This window comes from Proteus sp. NMG38-2 (assembly GCF_020640995.1).
In the GTDB taxonomy this organism is placed as follows: Bacteria; Pseudomonadota; Gammaproteobacteria; order Enterobacterales; family Enterobacteriaceae; genus Proteus.
In genome coordinates, this window is record NZ_CP085481.1 from 3,389,060 (window position 1) to 3,405,044 (window position 15,985).

Below are 15,985 nucleotides of genomic sequence, written 5' to 3' on the forward strand. Positions count from 1 at the left end.
TATTTCCTTATTGCTTGCAGGCTAATAGTGTTATTTTGAAATATCTATCTTCGCTGTCATACCTAAATACGCCCGGCGTATTCGCTTTTAACGTTGTTGATGGAGAATTCCAATAAGTAAATTCTTCATAGTTCCCACCATTTTTAATTTCAAAGAACTTATTATCGTTTAACCACAATCGGCACCACTTACTATTATGAGTCGTCGCTATGGTGACTACTTGAATAACACGGTCAAAGGATTGTGCTGGTATTGTAATTGTTTCTCCATTACCAAGAGAATAAAACTTAACTATGTCACCTTCGATATTCTCTACTTTTAAAGTGCCCTTAATTTCACAATCCTTTTCAATGGTCACATTATTCATTGTGCCGTGAGTAGCTTTAATTTCTCCTCTAAATTTTGCATCATCAAATTCAGCGTATCCGTTTTTATTAATTATCCAGCCTGATTTTCCAGCCACATAATTATTTGATTGAATAATATTCCCTATTTTTGCATTTGTAATAGAGCCATCTTCGATAAATAAATCTCGAACAAAGAACTGCCCGTTCTTGGCATACATGAATAATTCCATCTTGCCATTTGCAGGATTATACCAAGCGAAATTATTCGCGTTATAACCAAAGAATGATTCAAGCTTGCCATTCTTAACTTGAGCACTAATCACTTGCCCTGCTGCGTTATATTTAACTTTGTCATGAACAATCGTGATATTAATTGAATGCGTGACAACACCATCACCAGTCTGCTCAAACGTAGCCTGCATTTTCTCCTGTATCATTCCCTCCTGCTCATCAAACTTAGCTTGAACTTGCGTTTTGTTTTCAGCAAAAGCCTTATCTGTGTTAGAGATAGCCGTTGAGTTTGAGATGATATCGGCCTGAGCTTTATCCATTTCCGTGCGAATTTCAGTAAATCGCTGACCAAAAGCCTCATCTAGTTTGGTAATTGAAGTTTGAGTCTCTTTAATTGCAGATTTGTTGTCACCAACAGCGGAGTAAATTTCTTTAACTTCCTGTGCCCATGCTTCGTTATCCGTGGCGCGGACTTGCCATAGCTCGCGAATACCCGCTTGTGATTGACCGTGTTTCACTAACAAACTGCGTGATAGTTGAGAGTCAGCATTACTAAGAATAATTGCTGTCTCAGCATTCCAATCCAAGCGTTCACTAAGTTGCTGGCCAGCTTCTGATGACATGAAGTGTCCATCAAGCTCTGGCAATATTGTACCTACATCAAACTCCGATTCCCCTCGTATAAACTCAGTCCACTCAGATTGATTGCCAGTTTTATCCACCAGCCTTGCTCTAAAATAAAACGCTACACCAGCTGATAAACCCGCCATTTCATACGTTTTAGATGGATAAGGAACATCAGATAACAGCATCAGTCCTTCACCGTCATTCGTTTTGCTGTACTGGATTTCAGTTTTTAACGTATCACTGGTGTTTTCACCAAATCCCCAGTCTAACTTAATGCCAAAGACTAATGGTGACGCTCTAAAGTTAACTGGTTTAGGTGGATTACCCATTTTGCCTGTTAACGTTTTTTCGTCAGAATACCCCCAACCGCTTGAGATCTCAGAAGCATTAATGGCTCGGACACGGACTAAATATCGACCAGAATAAACATTAGGAACCTCAATAGAATTAATGGAGCTACGAGGCATATTGACCCAGTTACCTTCGTTTCTACGCCATTGCGCTTCATAAGAGATTGCATTTTCAACTTGTGGCCACTGTGCTCGCATCGTTTCAATGCTAACGCCTTGGCTTACAATTGAGTAAGAGTCGATGACAATATTTTTCGGGGCTTGCTGGTTATTAGGAGGAATAACACTAATGGGCCTTTCATCAATCAATGCACCAGAATCAACGTGTTCATATTTACTGGGATCATGCTGAATGGCGGTAATAGTAAATTGATTAGACTCATTTTCTGTAACACTGACAACGCGATATTGTTGCGCATACAGCTCTTCTGATTCGACAACCCAAACACATTCTGTCTCTGGTGTCTCACTGTATTCCGTTGTAACCGTGATCACTTTCCCTGATACTGTTTGTATCGTTCTTGCTTGCGATTGCCCTGAAGGAAGATTGAGAATTAAGCGATCACCACTTACAGCGCTTGCAACACGATCTAACGTGATATTTCTGCCATCGATGGCACTTACTCGACCGCCAGTGACTTTACCTGACAACAGTTCATCAGCAACAGCGATAATGTAACCAGGTTGCGGAATGTTCCCATCTAACCCGACAGAAAATGTCACCATTCTATCTTTATTGTTTGTCAGTATTCCCCAGCGCCCCTTTCTGTTGGCTTCACTTTGTCGAGTACAGCCAATCGCAGTAACTTCCAATTGATTAAACCCAAACCGAGAAACTAAATCAGGTTCAAACACCGGCTCCATTGCATCAGCATATCCATTTTGCGGATCTGAATACGAAACCAATGCCGTGGAATACTTTTCTTTACTGCTACTGCTTGAATAAATAAATTTGCCATCAATCACATTAGCTCGGGTATAGCTATAATCAATATCACGAGGCATATCCGCTAATATCACAATCTGACCGCCACCCCAATAGGTCATTCCTCGAAAGATGGCTGCAAAGTCACGTAGCACGTTATACGCTTCATTTCTATCTTGCACATAAACATCACAGACATAACGAGGTTCTGTGCCGTCACCACCTTTTCCATCGGGTACCAATTGATCGCAATACTGCGCTATACGGTATAACTCCCATTTATCAATCTGTTGTTGATTTATTCGTTGTCCAAGACCAAATCTATCGGAGATAACAATGTCGTAAAAAACCCATGCAGGATTATTGGTCCATGCCCATTTAAAGGAACCATCCCACACGCCCGTATAGGTACGATCAATAGGATTGTAATTTGAGGGTATTCTGATTATGCGCCCTTTCGGTTTGCACGTTATTTGCGGAATAGAACCGTTGAATTGTTTAGAGTCGAATTCAATATAAAGTAACGCTGTATGAGGATAGGTGAATTTAGCATCAATGACTTCAGTGTAACTTTGCAAAACAACCGTATCACCGATTTTACTGCTATTAGCATCATTAGATACCTTTCTAACACGTAGTGACCATGATGTTTTCGACTCAGGTAAATCAATTCGATGCGCGCGCTCATAACCCGAAGTCGTTTTTCCTTTCACGGCACTGTCAATAATAGTTTTCCAGCTACCACCGTCGGTTTGTAAATCAATGGCGTATTTAACCTCATTACCCACCAGATCCCCATTATCTTCTTGCTTGAATAATGAGGGCCACTTTAGACGAATCCGAATAGCCGATAATTGTGAATTAGTAAATGTATGAACCCACGGTGTTTTACTCGAAATCGTTGAGCCAACATTGATTTCATTTTCAGCGCTAGGCAATCCTTGAATGTAAGTCTGTGCTTGTGTGCCTGATCTAAAATCCCACGTTACACCACTAAAATTTGCATTTCCTTCAGTGTCTTCTAACGGCGTACCATCAAGAAAGATATTTTGCGCTGTTAACTCTCCAGCAAATTCTCCCTCACCCAAGGCAATGAGTAACTTTGCTTTAGCAATAGATTGTAAATCATCGGGTTGCTCAACAGGCACACGAGGATTACCACCGCCCCCTTTTTGGCCGTGAATTGTTTTTCTCATTAGATTATTCCAAATAGATTTATTGCTGATCTTCTACATAAATACCGGCAGAAATGATGGCACCACCAATAGTTCTTTCGCCATAAAGCACTGGCACAGGGTAACCTTGAGAAACAGTATTAGTAGGAGAGCCAAACGCATACGAAGGTTTGTTTTCACCCTGATCTTGCATTGCAAGACCTTTCGGTTGAGGTGAAAGCATTTGGATAACACCGCCGATAGCTACTGATGCGCCAACAGCAAATAAAAGGTTACTGGCCCATAATGCGGAACCCCAAGGTAGCCATATAGCGGCAGCAACAAGGACGGCACCAAAAATAGTCTGAAAAACACCACCTTTTTTGCTCCCCATCACAATGGGAACGATACGAATAATTTCTTCTGATATTGGGAAATTAAGATCATCAACACCAATATTCTTTTTCCCTTTAAATACGGCGTATGTTAATCCTCGTGATTTACTGGTATTTAAATACTGTTCAAATCCATTTAAGGTACAACAAAGTGCTCTGATTGCTTCTGATGTTGTCGTAATTATGCGCTGATGAGTTTTACCAAATGTTTTTCCTAATATTCCGCTTAACTCTATTGTTACCATCTTTTCTTCTTGCATAAAAACTCCATAAAAAAACCCGCACTTGGCGGGTTATATTTAAGATGTTTGAATGATTAATGATTTACTTTATTTTCAAAATCTTCAGTAAATTTTGATCTTAATGATTCTGGAAAACCGTTTGTTATAGCGTTTATATCCATCTTATAAAATGCTATTAACTGTGCTCCGTTATATGTAGGTTTTGATTTTTTCATTTCTTCGACAAACTTAGTTACTGCTTCTTCATCAAATTTCAGTCCATCACTTCCTCTAATGACAAAATTAGAAGCAGACCATTTACCTATATCAAAAAATTCACTTTCAATTGATTGATTATTTATTTGTTGATTATTAGTAAGAGATGATTTACCTCCTCTAATTTCTTCAACAATAGCGCCACAGCCTGCAAAAATAGAGCCTATTAAAGTTAAAAAACAACCGATTGACATAGAAACTACTGCATTAGGAAATAATCTAACAGAATCATATTCCGTTTTAATATTCATTAATATTATCAATCCGATAATTATACTGATAACACCAATAGCAAATGTAAAAAAACCAAATTTTTTCATTATCACTCCATATCAGTTTTTATAATTAAACGTGATCATGTTAATAATTTGATAATAAGAATGAAAGGCAAATATAGAAATAAATACTTTTTATTTAATTAATGATAAATGACGCAATATAATAATTGTTCTATCTCGCCAATAACCACCATAAGGAACTCGTTGGCTTAGTCTCCCATAAAGGTGATGCAATAACATACCATCATCCAGAATAATACCGGCATGATTTGCAACATTGGATTGAACCTGCATAACTACCATATCACCTGTTTGTGGTTCACCTTCTACTTTTACAAAGCCCGCTTCTTGCCAATTATCCATATAGAGATCCTCACCTTGCTCCCACCACGGATAATCAACACGATAATCAGGTAATGCAATATTATGTGTCTGCTTAAAATAACTCATGATTAGGCCCCAGCAATCCGTAAAACCAAGTACAAATGGGCGACCAATAAGAGGAAGTTCGCTTCGAGGAAGTATTTCACGAAAATCCCCCTCGGGGTAACTGACAATATACCAAGGGATACCCAGTGCATCACATTGAGCCTGATCTAACTCAGAAGGTTGAGTCGTGGCATCTGGATGACTATGAACAATACCAATAACGACACCTTGGTCTTCACATAATGCATATTCTTGAGGAGAAATAACGAAGTGCTCTTGAGGTGTTTTAGCTACATTTACGCAAGGTAAATACGTCTTTACTCTGGATTTTTGTACGATAACGCCACATGCTTCTTTGGGATATTCCTTTTTTGCATGAGAAAATATCGCCTCTCGTATTTTCTTTTGCATCATTATTATTTCCGTAACAATGAAGTTCCGACAAAACCACCAAAAGGAAGAGGATTATTTTTACCAAATCGTGGTACACACCCCGTTTTCAATAAACCACTGCACTTATCTAGTGATGGATCATCAACAGGATTACCTTGTTTATCAAAATAACCATTTTGCCCTGCATAATCACACCCATCTCCCGATTTATATTGCCCTCGTAAACACCACGTACACATTGAATGTAGTTGCCGAGTGGGTATCATCACACCTTGTAAATCCATTGGGCTTGCCAGTGTAAATTCAACAAATTCATTTGTTTCTGCGCTTTTACTATCAATATAAAAGACAGATACTCGCTCTTGGGTGGGATCTGCAGAAGCATTCCCATCACTAAAATTTTCCGCATCGAGATAATGAGAAAGTGTATCGTGAATAATCACTTTCGCTTTCAACATATCATCATAATGCAGACATAATGCGGTTATTGAGCTATCTAAATTAGCCACTGATAATTTAGGATTAGCACTAGATCCCGTTGTAGAGGACTCTAACCCTTCTATTTGAACTGGCCATGCCCCATATTCATTCCCTTGCCACCAAATGGACTTAGCCTCTATTTCTCCTTTAGCCTTTTGCATCTCCTCTTCCGTGATGGGAATATTGTATGCATGGAATCTCAGAATATTAGGAACACCAAATTCTGTACCATCAACTTCAAAAAGCCGGACAGTATTGCCCGGCTCTAATTTTTGATAATCGGCTGTGATCATGATTTAAATGCCTGAATAAAAACCAAAGAAAGGGTGTAATTTCCTGCACCGTTCGGAATGAGTTTGTGTTCATCACAACGATACAATCCAAGTGGCTCAAGAGGCGGTTTCCAGAAAAATGACTTTATTCCTGCGTGTTTATCAATAAAGTGACGAATAGCTGAAATGTAATCTTCATCACCCACAAACTCCATTGACCATTTCTGACTGCGTGAATTTAAACCATTACCAGAAACTTGTTCATAACCATCCCCAAACTTGACTTTCCTTATGTTGTAAGAGACATCTTCAGTCGGATTTACACGCGGACACCAAGTGAATGTTTCCATTTTTAACGGCCTCCTCGAGTTGCATTCCAAATTAAACCACCCGGCCTAATATCTTTGGACATTAACTCTCGGTAACGGCTATCAACAAATCGGCCAATCTCCGCACCAAACTGCTCGAACCCATTCGTCGATTGAGTTTCTGAATTACCATTACCGTCAATGGTAATGTAAACCTGTGGTGCTGAAGTAGTGCCCTGATTATTACCACCAACAACTCTAACCCCTAAGTTGCCATCTGCAGTTCGAGTTAATGGCATTATAGCCTCACTCCCTGCTTCGCCCATGAGTCCGAGATTAGGCGCGCCCCCCTTAGCGAAGGCAAAATAAGTAGGTGAGCTAACGATTTGATTACTATAAGAACCAAGGCTTTCTGAACTATGTACCCCACCTTTAGCGTGGGCAACACCACCTAAAAATCCACCAACAGCGCCCATCCAACCACCAGCACCTGCCATTGTATTCAGGCTATTCACTATTGCCGCATTAATGAGTACATTCTGAATAGATTTCAACACGCTAACAGACCAATCTTTCCAGCTGGCTTTATTACCATTTAATTTATCGCTAATAGTATCAACCATTCCTCCCATTGCATTTTGAACAACAGAAGCTGTTTGAGTAGCGTAGTTACCGCTTTCTTGAACCCAATCTTTCATTCCACGTGTTATACCTGCAGTCCAGTCAGATTCAGCGAGCGCTATATTTCGATACTTAAGATCTAATGCATCTAATGCTTTAGATCTGGCTTCAATATCTTCTGTTTTCTTTGCAGATTCATTGTAGATACGGTCTATTTGCTGGCTTTCTTCAAAGTAGCTTTTTTCTCGCGAACTCATGTTATTGGTTTGAGCCGCTAACGTAGCTTCATCGTTAAATTTGACTGTGGCTTCTTGCAGTTTTTTGCGAGCATCTTCCATATCACGATGCTTTTTCACGGCATCATCTGCTTTTTGTGTCCATTCTGCGAGAGCGACAGATGAGCGTTCAATCGCTTCTCTTTGCTTATCAGTCCATTTAGCCCCATTTTCATGTGATGCCGCATAAAGAGAGGCGGCTTTTTCGCCTTGTGAAGCCCTAACCTTCTGAACCTCTGTTGCCACACTTAAATCAGCTATCTTCCGCTCATATTGTTCTGCGGTTCTTTCAGCTTCTTTTTGCGCTTTTTCATAGGCGCTTTGTGTTGCCTTTCCTGTTTTAAGAGATTCATTTAGCTTTTCTCTATTTTGAAAAGCTGTCACTAGGTTATTAATATATTTCTGGCGATTTTCGGCATGCTCTGGCGTGTTGGTTAACCCCACATCATCGGCAGAAAATTCGGCCTGTTTAATAACTCTAGCTTCACCCGTTAATGAAGAGAGAATTTTATCTCGCTCAGAGTTATTTATTAGCGTCTGCTGTTTATCATCTAGTGGTGCATTAGGAATACGCATAGGAATATTGACTAATGCCTGCCGAGTAGCGAGCATGTTGTTACCAATATTCATGATCTGATTGAACTTCGTTTGCTCAGCATTCATAAACAACAAGGCTTGATGAGCTTTGTTTTGCTCTGAAGCCTGTTGTCGAATTAAGAATACTCGTTGTTCTTCAATGTTTTTTAATGCAGACTGAATTCCCGTCGATTTCTCTTGCATTTGAATGAGGCGTTCTTTTTCTGCTGCAAGATCTTTTTCAGCTTCAGCTAATTGATTAACAACATCAGCTTCACTAGTTAGATGATTTATCATGAAATCACCCATCTTAGGCCCAGGTGATGCAAGCATCTGCTGGTAACCTCTAATTTGTTTCTCTAGATCATCAACTTTACCTTTTTGCTCTGTAACCAGCCTATTTTGTTCAGTGAGTGAATCGTTCGTTTTATCGTAATTGTCAGATACATCAGGAAGAGACATCTTTCTTAAATTCTCTTGTACCTGATTAATAGTTTCGGCATATTCACGAGCAGAACGCCTCGCTTCCTCTTGATTCTGATACATAATGTACCAAGCAGAAGCACCTGCCATAACGAGTCCGGGTATCCCACCTATTAGCCCCATGGCACCACTCATTAATCGAGATCCTGTCGATGTGATTCGATTAAGATTCTCTTGAGCAGTGCGCCTTGCTGATATATTTCGATTTAATGTTGCCTGCGCGGAAGCTAATCGACGTTCAGCTAATGCTTGTTGCTCGGCACTTTGTGCCGCTAACCTTGCCTGTTGAGCACGATAGACTGCCGCCCTTGCTCTAGCCGTTGATATTTTGATACCTTGCAATTGAGCTTGAGCATGTGCTATTTCACTTTTTGTTGCACGCGCAACCCCAATGGTTGCATTCGCCACACTTGTTGTTAACCCACCAAAATAACGCGCCAACCCCAAACCAATTAACACACCAGAAACATAGGCTATACCATCAATATTGTTAGCGATCCCCTCCATTGCGGTTGATAGTGTGCGAGTAGCACCTGATGTTTCATTAACATTGCCGATCCATGCCATGAACGCATTTTCAATCTTCTGCGCAGACCCACTTACCGTAGCTGGTAATTGCTCAAATTCGGCTCGTAACTGTTGCGTATTTGTCAGGATAGGAACAATTTTATCCATCGTGAGTAGTCCGCTTTGCGACATTTCACGCAGACCACCAATCGTCGTTCCCATACCATCAGCCAGCATTTTTGCTAATCGACCACCATTCTCCATGACAGCATTAAACTCTTCACCACGAAGAACACCCGAACCTAATGCTTGGCTTAGCTGTGTAATAACAGAGCTGGTTTCTTCAGCACTGGCGCCAGAGAGCTTTAATGAAGTTGCAATGGTTTCGGTGACTTTCGCAACATCGCTTGAAGCATAACCCGCATCACGCATGGATTGTGCAACACGGCTGTATAGATTCGTATTCGCTGCAATCGATGTGCCCGTTCTTTGGCTCAGCGTCATTAACTCTTGCTGTGCTTGCTTAAAATCTTCCATCGACGTAGACGCTAATTTTAATCGACCGCTGAGTTGACTCCATATGTCTGCATAATTGATAAGTTGCTGTGTTGCAAAAGCCCCTGCAAATGCACCCGCAACGCCTGATACGGTATTTTTAATGGAGGATAACTCACCATTTAGATCATGGATAGCGCGTTGCATTTCACGAGACGCACCACTGGCGCGTCGCCCGCCTTGCTCAATGATCCGATAATAGTTTTCTCCCATACGCGAAGCCCGCGCTATTTCAGATTGAAACGAGGAAGAATTAGCAGAAATTTTAATAATCAGTTCACGCAGTTTTGCCATTTTATCCTCGCAAAAATAATTAATTTTCTGAAATAGACTGAAAGAAATTCTCTAACCCATTAGAACTATCATCACTTTCTTGGGTTGCTTTGGGATCCCACCGTAAAAGCACATCAGAAAGCGTGCATTTACCGCCTTGAGAGTGATAAATAGAAGAAACGATATGCGCTGTTTGAATATCACTACGAATATCACCAATGGGATTAATGCGATCAAAAGCCATCCACATCCGAAGCTCACTCAAACTCATTTGGCGAGTGAGTTCATCAAGAGTGCGCCCCATGCGGAGCGCCAATGTCATTAAAAAGAAAGTATCAGGCTGGGCTACTTTTTTTCTGCATCATCAACCGAAATAGTTAAATCGAGCGCTTGTTTTAATAAACGAGAATGCACTGGACCATAAATGGCCATTACATCGTTGATGTCTGATTCATCAAAAACGACATCCCCGTTTTCATCACGCAACACATCAATAAACATCACAACATCGGCACGTAAATTACGTTGTGCAATTTCAATGTCAGATAACGAATGTTCATCTTCAGCATTATCATGATGAATAATTTCACGCCATTTCATCCATGCAGGTGATGACGGCTCACGAAGCATGACGACCGCATTTTCCCATTCAGCAACATTCACTTTCTTTGTGCGAAAGGCATTCTTTTCACTTAAAGCCAGTGATTTTAATGACGGTTTTTTCATGGTTATTCGCTACCTTTATTTAACTTAACAGTCCCGTTTTTAATCGGCTTAGATTTACCTTTTAAACGTAGGGTAAATGAAGCAGAAACCACACCCGAAGTAGAAACACTCCAACTGTTTTGACGCACTTCGGCTAAAAAGGCATAGCCAATACCCGAAGGGAACTCCACTTTAAAGGCATGAACTTCATCATTTTCATACGCGGTACGTAATGTTTCTTGGCCTTCATCATCAGTGAAATTGCCATTAATAGTGAGCTCTGCAGGTGCGGATAATCCATTGGTAACTTCTTGCTCCTCAGAACAGAGCGTGGTGACATCAATATCTGATTTCTGCCCACCGGTATAACTGATCTCTTTTGTTGAACAAGAAATCCCTAAAAATACCGCATCAGCTGGGTTAACTTCTGTTGCGGGTAATTTCGAGACACTGATTTTAGTGCCTTGTGTTTTTTCATATTTACTAGACATGATCATTTCCTATTGGCATAAAAAAACCACCCGAAGGTGGCTTTAGTGTGAATAATAAGGCGATGCTATTGCCAAACTTGGCACTCAAATGTTGCTCTAAACAATCCTGTATCAGGCTCGTAGCCTTGTTTCTCTGAAATTTCAACAGGGCTTAATTTTGTTAATGCATTAGCAAATAACAAGCGAAGCGTTCTCGCCTCATCAATCGTATCGGCATAAACATCAACCTGAATATTTGTCATCGTTTCGGCTTGCCCCTTCAGTACATCGCCTTTGACATCGTACAAAGAGAATACACACCAAGGCGCTGTTATTGCAGGGCTTGATTGTGGAGCAACATACGGAAAAACTTTATCAGGTAATACGGGTGATAAAATTGCGTAGATATCCGCCTCTGTCATTTTCCTAGCGCCTCATCAATCGCTCTATTTAATTCGCTAATGGCTAAATTGGCTGCCTTATCCGATTCACGATCAAAAGTGGTACGTATAAAAGGTCTTGGTGCCATTTTAGAAGTACCCTCTTCAAGAAAGCGCCAATAAAAGGCATTATTAGGATGATCACTTTTCATAGAGGTATCACTGTTTGTGCCTGATGCGTTACTTCCTCGAATATAAACGCCAGAAGAAACCTCACCTTTATTGCGCATTCTGTGATTACGGGTCACTATATTTCGTGCTAATTTTCCCGTCTTTCGTGGTGCGGACGTTCTGATTTCATCACGTAATAACGTTGCGGCCGCATTGGTTGCTTTTCGCATCGCTTGATGACTTTCAGCTCGGCTTAAAACATCTAACTCTCTTGATAAGTCGAGTAGCTCGGAGAAATCCAAATTCATGATTGTTTAACTCCTTGTTTGCATAGCAATTCTAATCGAGTCAATTTCTCATCAGGGATGACTGACTGAATATCATAAATTTGCTCACGCCAAACCATTCTACAGGTACTGTTAATGTCGGGTCGATAACGCATCCACACTCTAACAGTAACCTCTGACATTTCAGCATTAGCGGATATCAGTTCACGACCAGAAAGATGTTTTACTTCGCATCGCACTGAAGCGATATCAATCCACTCTTTTTTAAATTGCCCTGAAGGTAATTTAATGGGTACGTTCTGTTGAAATATGACAGTTTGGCGCAATCTTCCTGCTTTCATGATTGCCCTCGCATAGGTCTAATACGATATTCACGCAATGCATTACATAGTGACTCGGGGAGTGATTGACCTTCACGATTCTCATACCAAAAACCAACCATTTGCATGAGCCTTATTTTTATATCTTCGGAAAGAAGTAAGCCATAATGATCATTTTCAGGTATTTCATCATCATACAATTTTCGGTTTGTTAATCTTTCCACTTCGGCTATCGCTGATGATAGATTTTGTTGAAGTAAATCATCATCCTGATCACCATCGATATAACATTGGCGTTTCAATTCATCGATTGTTGGAAATGCCATGAAACCTCCAATAAATCCTGCGACCTATCCCGATCGCAGGCACAAAAAAACCGCAATTAAGCGGTATCTATGAAACTGAGATACATAAACTCAGATTATTTAGTGGCTCCAGCTTTCAGTAACTTCACAGCATTACTGTCAACCAACATAGAGCCAACACGTTTCGTCGTATAGAAATGGACAAACGGTTTGTTGGTGTATGGGTCACGTAACATACGAACACCAATACGATCAAGAATCATGTAACAGCGGTTAAAATTACCAAAAGCAATCGGCACAGCGTCAGCAGAGACATCAGCAAATTGCTCATTTTCTGCAATGCCATACCCTAATAATGCAGAAGGTTGCCCTAATTGCAGACCGGGTTGCCACAAATAATTACCTTGAGCATCTTTCAGTGTGCGAACTTGAAATAATGTATTGTTATTCATCATAAATTTAGCACCTGTACGATAAACCTTTCGCATGGTGTAAATCAATTTCATGACTTCATCCGCAGTGATTTCTGTCGGTTTTTTCAATAACAAATGCTGTAACTTACCCCACTCACGCTCTTTATCGCCTTTATCGTCACTGCCGTATGCCAACAGACCTTTAGGCTTTTTAATACCGTCACCGTGGGTAAATACCGCTTCTTCCTGCTCCGCAAATTCTGTGGCTAACTCACTGGTGATGAATTGCTCAACATTAAAAAAGGCATCATCAAGCATAGTTTGAGTAGCAGCAGGGTTGCCGTAAATTTCTCCCCATACAGGCTCAATAGAGGCGAGTTTTGATGTGTTGGTTTCAGGGCGTTTGTCCACTTCCCCAACCCAACCACTATTTGTGCCACCTTGATTAATAAGGCGTTTAAACTTTTCTGTGCCAACCGTAATCACATTACACTCTTGGCGCATAACCACTTCATCACGCAATGCCGTAATGATATTACGATCCAATTCTTCGGGTACAGCATAACCGCCGTCAGGATCTGAACCGACCTGCATTGCTTTACGTTCTAATTCCGCAAGCCCATCATCGGTACCTTTACGCACAAATAATTCAAACGCAGTTTTATGCTCAGAGACATCTTTATTCGTCACGTTGCCATCTGGACGTTTTACCGAAGCAAGTTCCGCTTCTAAATTGCTTTTTAATTCATCCAGCTCTGATAATTTGCTATTTAAGGTATCAACCGTTTCTGATAACTTACTTTTTTCAGCTTCAATCGCATTGATGCGTTTATCATTCGACTTTTTAAATTCGTCAAACTGACCTTTTAATTCCTGCGCAACTTCACTGACGTCTTTATGATCAATAGCCATAATTTTTCCTTTATTATTTAAAAATAGATTTCAATGTTTCTAATGCTTCTTGCTCAACATCACGCAGAGAAAGTGCATCGTAGCCTTTGGCCATAAAAGCCTTGGCTTGTGTTCGCGAAAGCCCAACATCGCGCAGGACTCGCTCAATACTTTTTTGTGTGGGTAATTCACCACGAGCAAATGCTGACTTCACATCACTGACTCGCGCTTCATCATTGGAAGGAAATGTCACTAAGCTGACTTCCCATAGGTCGATTTCTTTCAGTAGAAAGGCATCTTTACTGCGGTCATATTCATAATCTTTAAGAATGTAACCAATAGAAAGGCCGGAGAGTGATCCGGCCTTCATATGAGCATGTGCACGTTTAGATAACGGGTCGTCATCAATTAACAGACGACCTTTTACATAGAGTCCGGTGCTGTCTTCTCGCATCTCGGTATAAATACCAATAGGCTCAGCCATTTGGTGTTGCCAAAGTAAGGCGGGTAATGAACCTTTTTCTTTCCACTGACTCAGGGAATTAAGAAAAGCCCCCGGCATCACAATATCGGCATAACTGTCTTTTACCCCGAAAACGGAGCCGTAGCCTTCAAACTCGCCAGAGTCACTAACAGACTTAATTTTCAATGGCACATCAAGCCGTTGTTTGGTCGTCATCGGCATGCGCTTTCTCCTCTTGTTTTTGGGTTTCTGGTTTAGTGGTCATGTTCATCGGTGTGAGATAAATATCACCACCCTCACGAGGATTTAACTCTTCGAGTTCACGACATTCATTAGGCGAATAAATCCCCCAGTTAATGCCTGTTGAGTAGGCTTCAAATCGCGATTTCATATCACCACGTAATAAAGCGCCAGTATTAAATTTGGCATAAAAAGTCCCTTGCTTACTGGCTTTTACTAGCCCTGCATTAATACGTTGCTCTATACGAATAAGGTAGGGAACAAGTGAGTAGTTAATAAAACCAATACCCAAGTTTTCAATGTTATTGAATGTGGCGCGATCGGTGTTTTGCACCATATGAAGAGGAACGCGAAAAATACGGCAAATTTCCTCTAACTGAAACTTTCGTGTTTCAAGAAATTGCGCATCTTCAGCCGATAAACTAATTTGTTGCCACTTCAACCCCATTTCTAAAATCATAGGCTTGTGTGCATTGGCTAACCCTTGGTGCCGTTCACCGAAGTCAGATTTTAGTCTTTCATAAGCATCATCTTTTAGATATTGATCCGTTTGCAATACACCACTTGTCACCGCACCGTTTCCAAATAAACGCGAACCATGCTCTTCGGTGGCTAATCCCAAACCAATAGCCTGACGTGCATAGGCGATCGGACTTAATCCCACTAAACCATCAAGAGTAAAAATCCGCACATGCCAGATTTCTTGCTGTGTCAGTGTTTCACTTTTACCATTTGGAAATGTCACCTGATACTCAGGCTCCCATTGGCTATTTAATTTTGGCGTGACACAACTAGGATCGAGAGGTAGTAATTCAACCACTTCGCCTAGGGCGTACACCTTATAAGCATAAAAATTCCCCCTTAAACACAAACAGGCAATTAATAGCTCCCAAAGCTCTTGAGGTGTCATGTAATTATTGGGCTTAACCGCCAGTAATTTGTGTAACCGTTCTTTGGTGGCGCGTTTATTTCCTCTTTCTAATTGTTCATATAAAGAGCATGGCAACATCCCTACCGATTCTGCAAGAACACGAATACAACTAAATACAGAAGTCAGTTGCATAGCGAGTTGTGTACTCACTCTTCGACCAGAATAAGTGTCATAAGACAATCCAATTAACTCACTCAGTTCTGATGAGGTCATCTCTTTCTGAGATTTCTGAAATAACCCAGGAAAAAACATTATTCCTCCTTGTTATTTCTAGGTTGTCCAAGCGCTCTTGAAACAAGGTATGACCATAAAAGGCACAATAAACCCGCGCAAATATAGCCCATCGGTGGGTAGATTAACCAAGCGCCCCATGACAACAAAAAGGCACCCGCAATCCCAACCAATAAGGCTGTTATTGTTAAAAATTTCATTA

At 40.7% G+C, this 15,985-nt stretch carries 18 protein-coding genes; all 18 read right to left on the reverse strand.

The features are described 5' to 3' along the window. Positions 1–7: 7 nt before the first annotated feature. Positions 8–3,676: a phage tail tip protein gene (locus LG402_RS16085; protein WP_227335943.1), complete on the reverse strand. Its 3,669-nt coding sequence runs from the start codon at positions 3,674–3,676 to the stop codon at positions 8–10. Between the two features lie 19 nt (positions 3,677–3,695). Then, complete coding sequence (locus tag LG402_RS16090) at positions 3,696–4,289, reverse strand: tail assembly protein (protein ID WP_227335944.1); 594 nt, start codon at positions 4,287–4,289, stop codon at positions 3,696–3,698. 56 nt (positions 4,290–4,345) lie between these two features. Beyond that, the gene (locus LG402_RS16095; RefSeq protein ID WP_023582500.1) at positions 4,346–4,846 is read right to left on the reverse strand and encodes a hypothetical protein; all 501 of its coding nucleotides are present in this window, start codon (positions 4,844–4,846) and stop codon (positions 4,346–4,348) included. 90 nt (positions 4,847–4,936) lie between these two features. Then, complete coding sequence (locus tag LG402_RS16100) at positions 4,937–5,644, reverse strand: C40 family peptidase (protein WP_115351039.1); 708 nt, start codon at positions 5,642–5,644, stop codon at positions 4,937–4,939. Positions 5,645–5,649: 5 nt separating this feature from the next. After that, the gene (locus tag LG402_RS16105) at positions 5,650–6,399 is read right to left on the reverse strand and encodes a phage minor tail protein L (RefSeq protein ID WP_069366998.1); all 750 of its coding nucleotides are present in this window, start codon (positions 6,397–6,399) and stop codon (positions 5,650–5,652) included. After that, positions 6,396–6,728, reverse strand: coding sequence for a phage tail protein (locus LG402_RS16110; RefSeq protein WP_109402835.1), 333 nt, complete (start codon positions 6,726–6,728; stop codon positions 6,396–6,398). Before LG402_RS16110 ends, LG402_RS16105 begins: the two co-directional genes overlap by 4 nt. A gap of 2 nt (positions 6,729–6,730) precedes the next feature. Next, entirely contained in the window at positions 6,731–9,997 is a 3,267-nt protein-coding gene (locus LG402_RS16115) for a phage tail tape measure protein (RefSeq protein WP_227335945.1), read from the reverse strand. 19 nt (positions 9,998–10,016) lie between these two features. After that, on the reverse strand, positions 10,017–10,280 hold the full coding sequence (locus LG402_RS16120; protein WP_227335946.1) for a DUF4035 domain-containing protein: 264 nt from the start codon (positions 10,278–10,280) through the stop codon (positions 10,017–10,019). Positions 10,281–10,321: 41 nt separating this feature from the next. Then, positions 10,322–10,702, reverse strand: a complete 381-nt coding sequence (locus LG402_RS16125; RefSeq protein ID WP_088495895.1) for a phage tail assembly chaperone — start codon at positions 10,700–10,702, stop codon at positions 10,322–10,324. A gap of 2 nt (positions 10,703–10,704) precedes the next feature. Then, complete coding sequence (locus tag LG402_RS16130; RefSeq protein ID WP_227335947.1) at positions 10,705–11,172, reverse strand: phage tail tube protein; 468 nt, start codon at positions 11,170–11,172, stop codon at positions 10,705–10,707. Positions 11,173–11,237: 65 nt separating this feature from the next. After that, the gene (locus tag LG402_RS16135; RefSeq protein WP_223672498.1) at positions 11,238–11,573 is read right to left on the reverse strand and encodes a hypothetical protein; all 336 of its coding nucleotides are present in this window, start codon (positions 11,571–11,573) and stop codon (positions 11,238–11,240) included. Continuing rightward, positions 11,570–12,010, reverse strand: a complete 441-nt coding sequence (locus LG402_RS16140; protein WP_227335948.1) for an HK97-gp10 family putative phage morphogenesis protein — start codon at positions 12,008–12,010, stop codon at positions 11,570–11,572. The genes LG402_RS16135 and LG402_RS16140 overlap by 4 nt, the downstream gene beginning before the upstream one ends. Further along, complete coding sequence (locus tag LG402_RS16145) at positions 12,007–12,330, reverse strand: phage head closure protein (protein WP_223672500.1); 324 nt, start codon at positions 12,328–12,330, stop codon at positions 12,007–12,009. The genes LG402_RS16140 and LG402_RS16145 overlap by 4 nt, the downstream gene beginning before the upstream one ends. Then, positions 12,327–12,635 carry a head-tail connector protein gene (locus LG402_RS16150; protein WP_088495899.1) on the reverse strand — a complete coding sequence of 103 codons (309 nt, stop codon included), beginning with the start codon at positions 12,633–12,635 and terminating at the stop codon, positions 12,327–12,329. Before LG402_RS16150 ends, LG402_RS16145 begins: the two co-directional genes overlap by 4 nt. Before the next feature lie 95 nt (positions 12,636–12,730). Beyond that, a complete protein-coding gene (locus LG402_RS16155) occupies positions 12,731–13,939 on the reverse strand; it encodes a phage major capsid protein (RefSeq protein ID WP_227335949.1) in 1,209 nt (402 codons plus the stop codon). 13 nt (positions 13,940–13,952) lie between these two features. Beyond that, a complete protein-coding gene (locus LG402_RS16160; RefSeq protein WP_180273015.1) occupies positions 13,953–14,597 on the reverse strand; it encodes an HK97 family phage prohead protease in 645 nt (214 codons plus the stop codon). Beyond that, positions 14,575–15,804, reverse strand: a complete 1,230-nt coding sequence (locus LG402_RS16165; protein WP_023582514.1) for a phage portal protein — start codon at positions 15,802–15,804, stop codon at positions 14,575–14,577. Before LG402_RS16165 ends, LG402_RS16160 begins: the two co-directional genes overlap by 23 nt. Next, positions 15,804–15,983 carry a hypothetical protein gene (locus LG402_RS16170; protein WP_036901038.1) on the reverse strand — a complete coding sequence of 60 codons (180 nt, stop codon included), beginning with the start codon at positions 15,981–15,983 and terminating at the stop codon, positions 15,804–15,806. Before LG402_RS16170 ends, LG402_RS16165 begins: the two co-directional genes overlap by 1 nt. Positions 15,984–15,985: the final 2 nt, after the last annotated feature.